This window comes from Paenibacillus daejeonensis DSM 15491, from assembly GCF_000378385.1.
Taxonomy (GTDB): Bacteria; Bacillota; Bacilli; order Paenibacillales; family Paenibacillaceae; genus Paenibacillus_D; species Paenibacillus_D daejeonensis.
The window spans coordinates 1128551-1141495 of sequence record NZ_KB899659.1; the positions used below are offsets into that span (position 1 = coordinate 1128551).

Here is a 12945-nt window from a genome sequence, read left to right on the forward strand (position 1 = left end):
GCCGCGAAGTCAGGGTCTCCCGAGTTAAACCACTATAGAATTGCATCGCCGCGTAACAGCGACTAGCCGGTAATAATCTGTATGACCTTGCGGACAGAATCGGCAGATACATCGAGGGCCGCCTTTTCCTCTGCAGTCAAATCCAGCTCAAAGACCCGCTCGATCCCGTCCGCGCCAAGAATAACCGGTACGCCCATGAACAACTGATCGTAGCCGTATTCTCCCTCCAGAAGAGCAATGACCGGAATAATCCGTTTCTTGTCCTTCAGAATCGCTTCGGCCATCTGGACAAGCGAAGCGGCTGGCGCATAATAGGCGCTGCCATTGCCAAGCAGGCTGACGATTTCCCCTCCTCCGGTGCGGGTGCGAGCTACAATGGCCTCGATCCGCTCTGGAGAAATCAATGTATCAATGGGGATCCCACCCACACTGGAGTAGCGCACGAGCGGCACCATATCGTCGCCATGTCCACCCAACACAAATCCCCGCACATCCTCAACGGAAACGTTGAGCTCTTGTGCGATAAAGGTACAGTAGCGAGCCGTATCAAGTACGCCAGATTGACCGATAACCCGATTCTTTGGAAAACCAAGTGTTTCAAAAGCCACATAGGTCATGGCGTCCACCGGATTGCTCAGAATAATTACCGTCGCATCCGGACTTGTCGCTTTGACTTGCTCGCATACCGATCGGACAATGCCTGCATTTGTATTCACGAGGTCGTCCCGGCTCATGCCAGGCTTGCGGGCGATACCGGCCGTAATGATGACGATATCTGAGTCCCTGGTATCCTCGTAATTGGAGGTTCCGGTAATCTTGGCGTCTACTCCCTGGACAGGGGTAGATTCCATCATATCCAGCGCCTTGCCTTTGGTCGGGTTCTCCAGTTGCGGAATATCGACCAGTACGACGTCACCGAGTTCTTTTTGAGCCAGCATCAGCGCAGTCGTCGCACCCGTAAACCCTGCCCCGACTACCGTAATTTTGTTACGCTTGATTCCCATGCTTCTGATCTACCTCCTTCATGGATTCCGACCCTGCACAGCAAAAACAACCGAAATTGGAGAAAGACGGCATCACCCGAAGATGATGCCGACCTTATAGAGGTTAAACACGTACTTATAGTGTGTTACATGTTGGCAATAATTTGGTTGGCGAACTCGGAGCATTTCACTTCAGTTGCGCCTTCCATCAAGCGGGCAAAGTCATAAGTAACGGTTTTGTTGTTGATGGACGTTTCCATGCCTTTGTAGATCAGGTCAGCCGCTTCTTGCCAGCCCAGATGCTCAAGCAGCATAACGCCGGACAAGATGACGGAACCAGGGTTTACTACGTCTTTATCAGCATACTTAGGCGCTGTGCCGTGAGTTGCTTCAAAGATAGCATGTCCAGTCAGATAGTTGATGTTCGCGCCAGGTGCGATACCAATGCCGCCGACTTGAGCTGCCAATGCGTCGGAGAGATAGTCGCCGTTCAGGTTCAAGGTTGCGATAACGTCAAAGTCAGTTGGACGGGTCAGGACTTGCTGCAGTGCGATGTCGGCAATTGCATCTTTCACGATCAGCTTGCCAGCTGCTTCTGCCTCAGCTTGTGCTTTGTTCGCAGCATCCACGCCTTCAGCTTCTTTGATGCGGTCGTATTGTCCCCAAGTGAAGGTTTGCTCTGCGAACTCTTGCTCAGCCACTTCATAACCCCAGTTTTTGAAGGCACCTTCAGTGAACTTCATGATGTTGCCTTTGTGAACGAGTGTCACGGATTTGCGGCCATGCTTCAGCGCATATTCGATGGCTGCGCGAGCCAGACGCTTGGAGCCCTCGGAGGAAACAGGCTTCACGCCGATACCGGAAGTTTCAGGGAAGCGGATTTTGTTCACGCCCATTTGCTCTTGCAGGAACGCGATCACTTTTTTCACTTCTTCCGAACCTTCTTGGTACTCGATGCCTGCATAGATATCTTCTGTATTCTCACGGAAAATAACCATGTCGACCAGCTCTGGACGTTTAACTGGCGATGGTACGCCGTCAAAGTAACGGACAGGACGGAGGCAAGTGTACAAGTCCAGCTCTTGGCGAAGCGCAACGTTCAGGGAACGGATGCCGCCGCCGATTGGCGTAGTCAATGGACCTTTGATAGCAACGATATATTCACGGATGGCAGTCAGCGTGTCAGCTGGCAGCCACTCACCATATTCATTGAATGCTTTTTCGCCGGCAAATACTTCATACCATGCGATTTTCTTGTCTCCGTTATAAGCTTTCTCTACAGCTGCGTCCAGTACACGCTTGGATGCGGCCCAGATGTCGCGGCCTGTGCCGTCGCCTTCGATGAATGGAATGATCGGCTGGTTAGGTACCTGCAGAGCGCCGTCCTGGATTGTGATTTGTTCGCCTTCAGTTGGCAGTTGGTATTTTTCAAATTGAGCCATTGTTAAAATTCCTCCGTTTTCTGGTTTGGATTTGAGCTTGGATCGGTTTAGCGTTCGTTGATCGGAATATAGCGAGCGCTGGAAGGTCCGGTATATTCGGCACGCGGACGGATCAGACGGTTATTCTCATACTGCTCGAGAATATGCGCTGTCCAACCGGACAGACGGCTGATTGCAAAGATAGGCGTAAACAGATCGCGGGCAATTTTGAGCGTCGTATACACGGATGCCGAGTAGAAATCGACGTTTGGCTTGAGCCCTTTTTGGCCTGTCACGATATCTTCAATCTTCACGGACATCTCATACAGCTCCATGTTGCCGGTCAGCTTGCCCAGCTCGCGGGACATCTTTTGCAGATGCTTGGCACGCGGGTCGCCGTTTTTATAAACACGGTGGCCAAAGCCCATGATTTTTTCTTTGTTGTTCAGCTTGTCTTGGATGATGGACTCGACACGATCCAGAGATCCGATCTCCTCCAGCATAACCATGACCGCCTCGTTCGCCCCGCCATGCAGCGGGCCCTTGAGTGCGCCGATTGCCGATGTCACGCCGGAGTAGATATCCGAGAGCGTGGCTACGGTGACACGGGCAGCAAACGTAGAAGCGTTAAGCTCATGATCAGCGTGAAGCACCAGTGCCTGATCAAGTGCCTTAACGGCCACTTCATCCGGTTCTTCGCCGTTCAGCATATACAGGAAGTTGTGAGCAATGGACACGCCCGACTTGGGTGCAATCGGCTCCTTACCCTCGCGAATGCGCGAAAATGCCGCAACAACCGTAGGCAGCTGGGCTTGAAGCTTGATGGCTTTCTTCAGGTTGGCCTCTGCAGACATATCTCCTGCTGCCTCATCATACAGAGCAAGGCTGGAGACAGCCGTGCGGAGCGCCGCCATCGTATTCGTATCTTTGGGATAAAGGCGGATTGCTTCGATCACTTCTGCGGGAACGCTTGCATAGGCATCCAATTCCTTGCGCAGGCCGTTAAGCTCGGATTGGGAAGGGAGCTTGCCGTACCAGAGCAAATAGGCAACCTCTTCAAAGGACGCGTGCTCAGCAAGTTCGTCGATATCGATACCGCGATAGGTTAATACGCCATCAATTATGGAGCTTATGGAGGAGGTTGTAGCTACAATCCCTTCCAGACCTTTGGTTGCTGTCATATTGTTCTCTCCTTTAACGTCGTAATTCGCCATAGAAATCCCATTATTCAACTTCGATTTCTTATCGTCCTTTTCATCATAAAGGATTTCGACAGGGATGTGAACTAAAACGCGAATAAAAAAGATTTATCGGCGCCATAAATTATTTCATTGACGAAACATTTTCATTTATGCATGGCCTCGGCAAGCCCCGCTTTCTTCTCGTTCCTCACAGTGGTAGAATGACGTACAAGGTACCATAGAACGCTATGATTAATCGGAGGCCAAGCATGACTCAAATACGCAACGGTATTATCGACATCGGTTCCAACTCCATCCGTCTGGTTATCTACGAGCGGACGCTATCCGGAGCGAACCGGGTTATAGACGGCAGCAAACGTCCTGCCAGATTAAGTGAAAAAATCGACGCCGACGGCAAACTCCCGGAGTCGACCATCCGGCAGCTCGTCGGTACCCTGAACCACTTCAAGCTGATCTGCTCCCATCAAGGTGTAACCTCGATCCGGGCGGTGGCGACAGCTGCCATCCGCAACAGCGCCAACCGGGACGAAGTCCTGACCATGCTGGAGCGCGAAACGGAGCTGCCGATTGAGCTGCTCTCCGGCGAGCAAGAAGCTGAATTCGGCTTCCTGGGCATGCTGAGCACCCTGGATATACAGGATGGGCTTCTCGTCGATATCGGCGGCGGCAGTACAGAGCTGACCCTCTTCCGCAATCGTGAACGGCTTCGCAGTATCTCCTTCCCCTTCGGATGCGTTAATCTCAATCGCCGCTTTATGGAGAACGGCATGATGAGTGACAAGTCACTGAGCGAGCTGGAGCAACATGTGCAAGGCATGCTGCAACGGGAGAGCTGGATCAGCGAAGCAGCCGGACTGCCGGTGATCGGAATTGGCGGAACGGCGAGAGCGTTCGGCAAGACCCATCAAGGGAGCACGGACTACCCGTTCACTCAAACGCATAACTATCCGATCGCAGCCGCCGAGGGTGAGCGGTTGTTGGCTCAATTAAGAGCACTGCCGCTGGACAAGCGCAAAAAATTTCCCGGCTTGTCCAAGGACCGTGCTGACCTGATCGTGCCGGGGCTGGCTGCGCTGCAGACCATTCTGCGTTTCAGCGGAGGCAGCGGGTATCTCATTTGCGGAGCCGGTCTTAGGGACGGGCTGTTCCTGCAATCGGGTCTGATCAGCCGGGATATGCTGCAGGATGTACTCGCCTATAGCATCGATAACTTGGGCGCACTTCATCCCGAAGCGCCACCCGTTCACGTCGAGCAGGTTCATCGGATGGCCATGCAGCTGTTCGATACGACCGGTCGTCACTATTCGTATCCGGCACGCGCGCGGCGCTGGATGGAAGCGGCCTCCCGGCTGTTCCGGATCGGTGCAAGCATCGATTACTACAAATATGCCCAGCATTCGTTCTACCTGATTATGAACACGCATCTGAACGGGATGAGTCACCGGGAAATTATCCTGACTGCAGCCATCGCCTCCTACAAAAACAAAGGCAAAGCCAAGCAGGCGATTCAGCCTTATCTGGCCATCCTGGAAGCTGAGGATTTGGAGCATATTTGCCGCCTGGGCACACTGCTTCAGCTGGCCGTTGCCCTAGACCGCAGCGAAGCACAGACGATCCGCAAGCTTCAGATCGATCTGACTCCTCCGCTGCTAACGCTGCGGCCGCTGGAGACGACCACAACGCTGGAGGTCGAACGGCGTGAAATCGACGCTATGGCAGACGATTTCAAAAAAATCTGGCAGCTCTCCCCTGTACTTCAACGCTAATTGGCTTCCCCGCTCTAACGGCTATCCTTCCAGCTCTCGATCCGTTCCGATTCAAACTGACTGCGGAATGGCGGGAGCTGGTTGTTTACCTGCTCATACATTCCGCTGGGTTGCAGCTCCCTGGCTTTTACGTTGTCATTAAGATTGAATTGCAGCATCCGAATAAGGTCCTGCCGCAGTGCCGAGTCAAACACAGGGCACATTAATTCAATTCGACGCGTCAAATTACGTGTCATCCAGTCCGCGCTGGATAGGTACACCTCTTCCTCCCCGCCGTTCTTTAAGTATACGAGACGGGAATGTTCGAGAAACCGGTCGACAATACTAATGACCCGTATATGCTCGCTGATGCCCGGTACGCCGGGTCGCAGGCAACAAACGCCCCGAATGATCAATTCGATGCGTACACCGGCTTGGGACGCCTCATAGAGCTTATCAATCATGTCCTGGTTGGACAGAGAGTTCATCTTGGCTACGATGCCGGCCGCACGTCCGGCCTGCGCATGGGCAATTTCCCGGTCAATCAGCTCGAATAATTGATCCTTCAGATCCGTCGGCGCGACGGCAAAGGCTTTCCAGTCATGAGGAGCGGAATAGCCGGTTACTTCGTTAAACAAGGCCGAGGCATCGACCCCTATAATTGGATGAGATGTGAAAAGACCGACATCGGTATAAAGTTTTGCCGTACTGTCATTATAATTGCCCGTGCCGACATGGACATATCGGCGCAGTGCTCCCTGCTCCCTGCGCACCACGAGCAGGATTTTGGCGTGGGTTTTCAAGCCTACCAGGCCGTACACAACATGACAGCCCGCCTTCTCCAATTGCCGCGCCCAAGCGATGTTGCGCTCTTCATCAAAACGCGCCTTGAGCTCCACAACGACCGTCACCTGCTTGCCTGCTTCGGCTGCTGAAGCCAGCGCCTGGACCAGCTCCGACTTGCCGCTGACCCGATAAAGGGTCATTTTGATGGCCAACACATCCGGGTCCTCGGCTGCCTGACGGACGAAATCGTTAACCGGCTCAAAGGACTCGTACGGATGATACATCAATACATCCCGTTGCCGCAGCACCTCGAACATGTCCTCCACTTCCTCCAGCTCCTGCGGGTACACAGGCTCGATCTTGGGATAGCGCAGATTGTCCCGCCCTGGCAAGCCACTGCTGAATTTCATCAGGAAGCTGAGATCAAGCGGTCCATCAATCTCAATGACATTGTCTCCCGTCTCCAGCTCTTCCTTCAGCAGCTGCAGCGCGTACGGGTGCATGCCCTTATCAATCTCCAGACGGACCGGCATGCCCCAGCGCCGGCGCCGCAGTTCTTTCTCGATCTCTTCCAGCAGATCCTCCGCGCCTTCTTCATCCAGCGTCAAATCTGCATTGCGAGTCAGCCGGAAGGGATGCACCGCTTGCGCAATATAACCGTTGAACAGCGTATCCATATATTTCTCGATCAGTTTCTCGAGGAGCACAAACTCTGTCTTTTTACTGTTGCCGCGCCCCGGCACCTGCACATATCGGGACAGAATGGACGGCACCTGAACAATGGCAAACAGCGGCTCTTCGTCCTCCGCCTGCTCCTCATGCCGCAGCAAGACGGCAAGGTATAATTCTTTGGTATGTACAAGCGGGAACGGGCGGCTCTGGTCCACAGCCATCGGCGTTAGGACCGGAAACACGATCTCGCGGAAATGGAGCTCCATCGCGGCTTGCTGCGTCGCATTGAGCTCATGCAGCTCTTTAAACGTAATCCCTTCGCGCGCCAAACCGCGCATCACTTCGCGATAGGTACGGTACTGCTCCGTCAGCATCTGGGTCGTCCGTTTAAAGAGACGCTTCCATAAGCCCGAGGGCGTGTACCCTGTGAAATCGGTTTTATTGTAGCCGGCTTTCAACTGATCCTGAATCCCGGCAACCCGTACACTCATGAATTCATCTAGATTGCTGGTGACAATCGCCAAAAACTTGGCCCGCTCCAGCAAAGGCGTAGCCTGGTCTTGCGCTTCTTCCAACACCCTCCGGTTGAACTCGATCCAGCTCAGGTCACGGTTCACATATTGAGATAATTGCTGCTTTGTCATGTCTAACGCCTCCCTGGTATCCCCCTATTCGAGGTTGTTCAAAAAGCCCGCTTTTGATCACGAGGTGATGCAGGGAAGCGGATTCGACGTCGAATCTTGAATGCAGTCGGAACTTCCGGTGCTCACGTAGCCTCCACTACGCTCCGCTCCTCACTTCCTCCTGACTTCAACCTTCTCGGTGCTGAAAACCGTCCTTTTTGAACTCTAACTATTATCCTCTTCAATTGTTATACTCATGTTAATGTAATGTAAACCCAGGGTAAATCGGTGCGGCGTCAGGCTGTTACCACCTGCGGATCATAAAAACTCCGCCTCCTCCACCACCGCCGCGCATCCTGCGTTCCAGCCAGTTCAAAATGTGTTGACGGAAATAAGGGCGCGTAAAGGGAATGACCAGCGCCAGCCCAACGATATCACTGAGAAAGCCAGGAATGATCAATAAAATGCCGCCGATTAGAATACACAAGCCATCCAATAGCGACAGCCCTGGGATCTGGCCCGCTTGCATCTGAAGCTGGGCTTCCTGCCACACTTTGCGTCCTTCCAGTTTGATCAGGACAAAGCCTAAGAGGGCAGTCCCAAGGATCAACAAAAAGGTCGGCCAGCCCCCGATCCATGACCCAACCAACGTTATTACCCAAAATTCGAGTATCGGAATAAGCAGTAGCAACAAAAACAACCATCGCCTCATTTAGTCTCCTCCTTCACAAAGCTGTTTGAGCGCCTCATACACTTCAGGCGAGTGCCGGTCCAAGCGGGCGGGCCTCCACTCCCGGTTGACCCATACATGACGCGTAGCGCCGCTGACCAGCAACTCCCCCGGCCGCTCATCCGTTGCAATCAGGCTCTGCGGCAAGCCATCCCAGGAAGCAACCCGGCGCACCTCCGATTCAAAGGTCAAACGAAGCGGCGAAAAGCTGGCGATACGCGTGCAGATGATCAACTGCTCATCGTATCGCGCAGGCAGCAGAAAGCGGGATTCGAGGTCTATGAGCGGAAGCAGTAGACCAGACTGCTCAATATCAGCGTAACGATATCCCGCGTGACGAATCCATTCCGTTCTGCCAATTTCAAACCAGTTCAAATAATTGATATGATACACGACCGCCATCTGGTCCGTCTCCTGGTAACGGACCCTCAGCGGATGCAAATGCCAGCGTGATGCCATTGTCCAACCTCCTGTAGTATTAGTGTATGCTAATCGAACATGCGCTAATGAAACTGGAACGTCTTATTCCCCTCCGAAACGTCCTTTTGTATGATTTTGAAGCAAATAAGATGATCTCGTTTCGTTAAAGTTTGCATAACCTGCTTTTTTGCCAAATAAGAATCTGTAGTTTCCTTAGCTATCTCAGTGCCAGCACTGGACCGTCCTGGAGAGGCTTCTTCTAGTTTGACATGCTTGATCACCCAAAAGCAAGAGCGACGACCCGAAGGCCGTCGCTCTTGTATGTCATCATAAGCGAGTGCTGCTTTTGTTAACAAAAGCGAACTCGTCAACTATCTTTATAACCCGTTTAAAAAGTCGGTTTTCAGCACCAAGAAGGTTGAAGGCAGGAGGAAATGAGGAGCGGAGCGTAGTGGAAACTACGTGAGCACCGGAAGTTCCGACTGCATTCAAGATTCGATGTCGAACCAGCTTCCCTGAATTACTTCGTGATCAAAAGCGACCCTACAAGACGTTGGCTTGTCCGGTGTAGATGACGCCCACTTCACCGTAGATCGTCACTTCCATGCCGTCATGCATCAGCTCGAAAGCGTCAGCTATGCCGAGAACGACCGGGATACTGATGTTCAGCCCCACCACTGCAGCATGGCTTGTGATTCCGCCTTGTGTCGTGATGACAGCAGCAGCCTTCTCGAGTGCAGGCATATAGTCCTTATCGGTCTGGTTGGTGACCAGAATCGAGCCACGTACGGTTTTGGCGTTGGCTTCTTCGGCATTGCGTGCGATGACCACCTTGCCGGTAGCGCTTTGGCTGCCGATGCCTTGACCTTTGGCAATCAGATCGCCAACATGGTGAACCTTGATCAGGTTCGTTGTTCCGGAGCGGCCGACTGGCACACCTGCAGTAATAATGACGGTGTCGCCCAGCTTGATCAGACCTGTCTCCATTGCGCCGTTAACCGCAATATCAAACATTTGGTCCGTGGTGTCTGCCGATACGCCTTTGGCTGGGATGACGCCCCATGTCAGTGCAAGACGACGCATCACCTGATCAACTGGCGTTACGGCGATGATTGGTGCTTTTGGACGATACTTGGAGATCATCCGTGCGGTATAGCCGCTTTCCGTGGAGGTAACGATCGCCTTCACATCGAGGTCCAGGGACGAGTTCGTAACGGATTGGCTGATTGCCTCAGTCACAGTCGAGCGTTGTGCAGTTGCCTGCTTATTGAAAATCTCACGATAGTTCAAAGCCGATTCGATCCGCTCTGCAATGCGGGACATGGTCAAAACAGACTCAACCGGATATTTACCTGCAGCTGTTTCGCCGGAGAGCATGATTGCATCCGTTCCGTCGAAGATGGCATTAGCCACGTCACTCGCCTCGGCGCGTGTTGGACGAGGATTGCGTTGCATGGAATCCAGCATCTGCGTCGCAGTAATGACAGGCTTGCCAGCCAGGTTGGATTTGCGGATCATCATTTTCTGAACGAGCGGCACCTCTTCAGCCGGGATTTCTACACCCAGGTCACCACGCGCTACCATCAGACCGTCAGACACTTCCAGAATAGCATCCAGGTTGTCTACACCCTGTTGGTTCTCGATTTTGGAAATGATTTGAATGTGGGAAGCATTATGCTTCTCCAGCAGTTCGCGAATTTCCAGAACGTCGCTGGCTCTGCGGACAAAGGAAGCCGCGATGAAATCGACGCCTTGCTCGATGCCGAACACGATGTCGCCCGCGTCTTTTTCCGTGATGCCGGGCAGCGAGATATCTACGCCTGGCGCGTTAACGCCCTTTTTACTCTTAATTTGTCCACTGTTCACGATGCGGCACTTGATCTCTGTGCCTTCAACCTCTTCAACGGTCAGACCGATCAAGCCGTCATCGATCAGGATCGTCGAACCGACTTGTACGTCCTGAGGCAGGTTGGCATATGTAACCGGGATCCGATTACGGTCGCCAAGAATTTCTTCTGTGGTCAACGTAATAGCGTCGCCCTGATTCAGATCGATTGGCTCTTCCTTCAGCTTGCCCAGACGAATCTCAGGCCCCTTCGTATCCAGCAGGATCGCAACTGTGCGTCCCAGCTCTTCGCAAGCGATACGGATGTTTTTGATCCGGTTGCCATGCTCTTCGAAGTCCCCGTGGGAGAAGTTAAGACGAGCAACGTTCATGCCCGCAAGAATCAGCTTTTTTGTGTTTTCCAGCGATTCGCTCGCTGGTCCAATAGTACAGACGATTTTTGTTTTGCGCATTTGTATGTTTCCTCCGTTTTTGCTCTCATGCGTAAACGACTTGGCCCACAATCGGTCAAGTCTCGTTTCGCTTGTATGACAGGCTTGTTCTACCTAAAATTACACGATTCGCAGCAGCTTGTACAGTGTCATTCACAAAAAATTAACCATTTACAGACTGCGGAGCCTGAAGATCAGCCGTCTCTGCGGGATCTTCCAGCGTCGAGAAGGTCCCGATTTTGCGGAACTTCTCATAGCGGTCGAGGGTCAGTTGCTCAGGCGTCATCACGGTCAACTCCTGAATATGACGCCAGATCGCATCCTTCAGCGATTCAGCTTGTGCCACCACATCCCGGTGAGCACCACCTTGGGGCTCCGGCACGATTTCCTCGATAATGCCGAATTCCAGCAGGTCCTTGGCTGTGATTTTCATCGCTTCCGCCGCCTGGTCTGCCTTGGAAGCATCCTTCCAGAGGATTGAGGCTGCGCCATTGGGTGAAATGACGGAATAAATCGCGTTCTCCAGCATGAGCACACGGTTGCCAACGCCAAGAGCAAGCGCGCCGCCACTGCCGCCCTCGCCGATGACCACACATACGATCGGCACGCCGAAGATCGCCATCTCTCTGAGGTTGCGGGCGATGGCTTCAGACTGCCCGCGCTCTTCCGCTGTATTGCCAGGATAAGCTCCCTTGGTATCAATCAGGGTAATAATCGGGCGATTGAACTTATTGGCCTGTTGCATCAGGCGCAGCGCCTTGCGGAAGCCCTCAGGGTGGGGACTGCCGAAGAAGCGGGCGATATTGTCCTTCGTATCCTTGCCCCGCTGATGGCCAATGACCGTTACCGGTACGCCATTCAGCTTAGCCAGGCCGCCTACGATCGCCAGATCGTCGGCGAACAGACGGTCACCATGCAGCTCGATAAAATCGGTGAAGATATGCTGAATCAGGTCCAGCGAAGTTGGACGCTGCTGATGACGGGCCAGATGCATCTTCTGCGCCGGGGAGAGCTCATCGTACAGCTCGTCCTCCATTGATTTGTAACGCAGCTCCAGTCTGGCGATCTCGTCAGCAAAATCAATACCTCGCTCTTGACCGAAACGCTTCAGTTCGTCAATTTTTTGCCGAAGCTCATTGAGTGGCTTCTCGAATTGAAGTTCACCCGCCATGGACAGCATCCTCCCTTACCGTGTGCATATCAAGCAGCTTGGTCAGCATCTGCTTCAGCTCCTTGCGATGAACCACCTTGTCAATTTGGCCATGCTGCATATTGAACTCGGCCGTTTGGAAATTGTCGGGCAGCTTCTGGCGAATCGTCTGCTCAATGACAATCCGGCCGGCAAATCCGACCAATGCTGCAGGCTCGGCCAAATTATAGTCGCCCAGCATGGCAAAACTCGCCGATACCCCGCCCATTGTCGGGTCTGTCAACACGGAGATGTACAGCCCACCAGCCGATTGAAACTTGGCCAGCGCCGCACTCGTCTTGGCCATCTGCATGAGGGAGAGAATGCTCTCCTGCATACGTGCACCGCCAGATGTCGAGAAGATCAACAGCGGCAGATCTCTGTCCATCGCCGTCTCGATGGCCCGCGTAATTTTCTCGCCGACAACCGATCCCATACTGCCGGAGAAGAAGTCAAAGCTCATCACGGCGAGAATGACAGGGAAACCGCCGATGGCTCCTTGACCTGTGATAACACCGTCAAGCAAGCCGGAGTTTTTCTTCTGCTGCTCCAGCTTCGCAGCGTACCCTGGGAACTCAAGCGGGTCCTCGGATACCATCCGGGCATCGAACTCTTCCAGCTGTCCGTCATCGACAATCAGCTGGATCCGCTCCCAGGCGCTCATGCGGAAATGATGCCCGCATGATGGGCAGACTTTCAGGTTTTTCTCCAGCTCTTTGCTGAACTGAATCGTCCCGCATTTGGGACATTTGTTCATTAGCCCTTCCGGAATGTCACGCTTCGTATTCTTGGAAGGGATGGTTGCGTATTTTTTTTTATGGAATAAGTCCTTAAACATGAACAGGACACCTCTCAAGGCGCAAAAGTATTGTGACGAGAAAGCGGCCGGCCGCTCCT

The 12945-nt window shown here is 53.1% G+C and carries 10 protein-coding genes; 1 reads left to right on the plus strand and 9 read right to left on the minus strand.

Translation table 11 applies throughout. The features are described 5' to 3' along the window. Positions 1 to 62 precede the first annotated feature (62 nt). The 3 genes from mdh to citZ form a co-directional block, all read right to left on the minus strand. Complete coding sequence (mdh, locus tag F556_RS0105610) at positions 63 to 1004, minus strand: malate dehydrogenase (protein WP_020615930.1); 942 nt, start codon at positions 1002 to 1004, stop codon at positions 63 to 65. Positions 1005 to 1129: 125 nt separating this feature from the next. After that, complete coding sequence (icd, locus tag F556_RS0105615; protein ID WP_020615931.1) at positions 1130 to 2425, minus strand: NADP-dependent isocitrate dehydrogenase; 1296 nt, start codon at positions 2423 to 2425, stop codon at positions 1130 to 1132. 47 nt (positions 2426 to 2472) lie between these two features. Then, positions 2473 to 3585, minus strand: coding sequence for a citrate synthase (gene citZ, locus F556_RS0105620; protein ID WP_020615932.1), 1113 nt, complete (start codon positions 3583 to 3585; stop codon positions 2473 to 2475). A 269-nt stretch (positions 3586 to 3854) separates the two neighbouring features. On the opposite strand from citZ, the gene F556_RS0105625 reads away from it, so the two are divergent. Continuing rightward, complete coding sequence (locus F556_RS0105625) at positions 3855 to 5372, plus strand: Ppx/GppA phosphatase family protein (protein ID WP_020615933.1); 1518 nt, start codon at positions 3855 to 3857, stop codon at positions 5370 to 5372. A gap of 14 nt (positions 5373 to 5386) precedes the next feature. On the opposite strand, the gene F556_RS0105630 is transcribed toward F556_RS0105625, so the two are convergent. The 6 genes from F556_RS0105630 to accD form a co-directional block, all read right to left on the minus strand. Then, positions 5387 to 7453: an RNA degradosome polyphosphate kinase gene (locus F556_RS0105630; protein WP_020615934.1), complete on the minus strand. Its 2067-nt coding sequence runs from the start codon at positions 7451 to 7453 to the stop codon at positions 5387 to 5389. Positions 7454 to 7736: 283 nt separating this feature from the next. Further along, positions 7737 to 8144, minus strand: coding sequence for an FxsA family protein (locus F556_RS0105635; RefSeq protein ID WP_020615935.1), 408 nt, complete (start codon positions 8142 to 8144; stop codon positions 7737 to 7739). Then, positions 8145 to 8621 (minus strand): acyl-CoA thioesterase, encoded by a 477-nt coding sequence (locus F556_RS0105640; RefSeq protein ID WP_020615936.1) that lies wholly within the window; start codon positions 8619 to 8621, stop codon positions 8145 to 8147. A 504-nt stretch (positions 8622 to 9125) separates the two neighbouring features. Next, positions 9126 to 10880, minus strand: coding sequence for a pyruvate kinase (gene pyk, locus F556_RS0105645; RefSeq protein WP_020615937.1), 1755 nt, complete (start codon positions 10878 to 10880; stop codon positions 9126 to 9128). Between the two features lie 142 nt (positions 10881 to 11022). Continuing rightward, complete coding sequence (locus tag F556_RS0105650) at positions 11023 to 12030, minus strand: acetyl-CoA carboxylase carboxyltransferase subunit alpha (RefSeq protein ID WP_020615938.1); 1008 nt, start codon at positions 12028 to 12030, stop codon at positions 11023 to 11025. Next, positions 12020 to 12886, minus strand: a complete 867-nt coding sequence (gene accD / locus F556_RS0105655; RefSeq protein ID WP_020615939.1) for an acetyl-CoA carboxylase, carboxyltransferase subunit beta — start codon at positions 12884 to 12886, stop codon at positions 12020 to 12022. Before accD ends, F556_RS0105650 begins: the two co-directional genes overlap by 11 nt. Positions 12887 to 12945 lie beyond the last annotated feature (59 nt).

What these genes read in the sequence shown, in the direction of transcription:
- F556_RS0105650 (WP_020615938.1), bottom strand. Translation starts at nt 12,030, where the DNA reads ATGGCGGGTGAACTTCAATTCGAGAAGCCACTCAATGAGCTTCGGCAA.
- accD (WP_020615939.1), bottom strand. Translation starts at nt 12,886, where the DNA reads ATGTTTAAGGACTTATTCCATAAAAAAAAATACGCAACCATCCCTTCC.
- F556_RS0105635 (WP_020615935.1), bottom strand. Translation starts at nt 8,144, where the DNA reads ATGAGGCGATGGTTGTTTTTGTTGCTACTGCTTATTCCGATACTCGAA.
- F556_RS0105640 (WP_020615936.1), bottom strand. Translation starts at nt 8,621, where the DNA reads ATGGCATCACGCTGGCATTTGCATCCGCTGAGGGTCCGTTACCAGGAG.
- citZ (WP_020615932.1), bottom strand. Translation starts at nt 3,585, where the DNA reads ATGACAGCAACCAAAGGTCTGGAAGGGATTGTAGCTACAACCTCCTCC.
- mdh (WP_020615930.1), bottom strand. Translation starts at nt 1,004, where the DNA reads ATGGGAATCAAGCGTAACAAAATTACGGTAGTCGGGGCAGGGTTTACG.
- icd (WP_020615931.1), bottom strand. Translation starts at nt 2,425, where the DNA reads ATGGCTCAATTTGAAAAATACCAACTGCCAACTGAAGGCGAACAAATC.
- F556_RS0105630 (WP_020615934.1), bottom strand. Translation starts at nt 7,453, where the DNA reads ATGACAAAGCAGCAATTATCTCAATATGTGAACCGTGACCTGAGCTGG.
- pyk (WP_020615937.1), bottom strand. Translation starts at nt 10,880, where the DNA reads ATGCGCAAAACAAAAATCGTCTGTACTATTGGACCAGCGAGCGAATCG.
- F556_RS0105625 (WP_020615933.1), top strand. Translation starts at nt 3,855, where the DNA reads ATGACTCAAATACGCAACGGTATTATCGACATCGGTTCCAACTCCATC.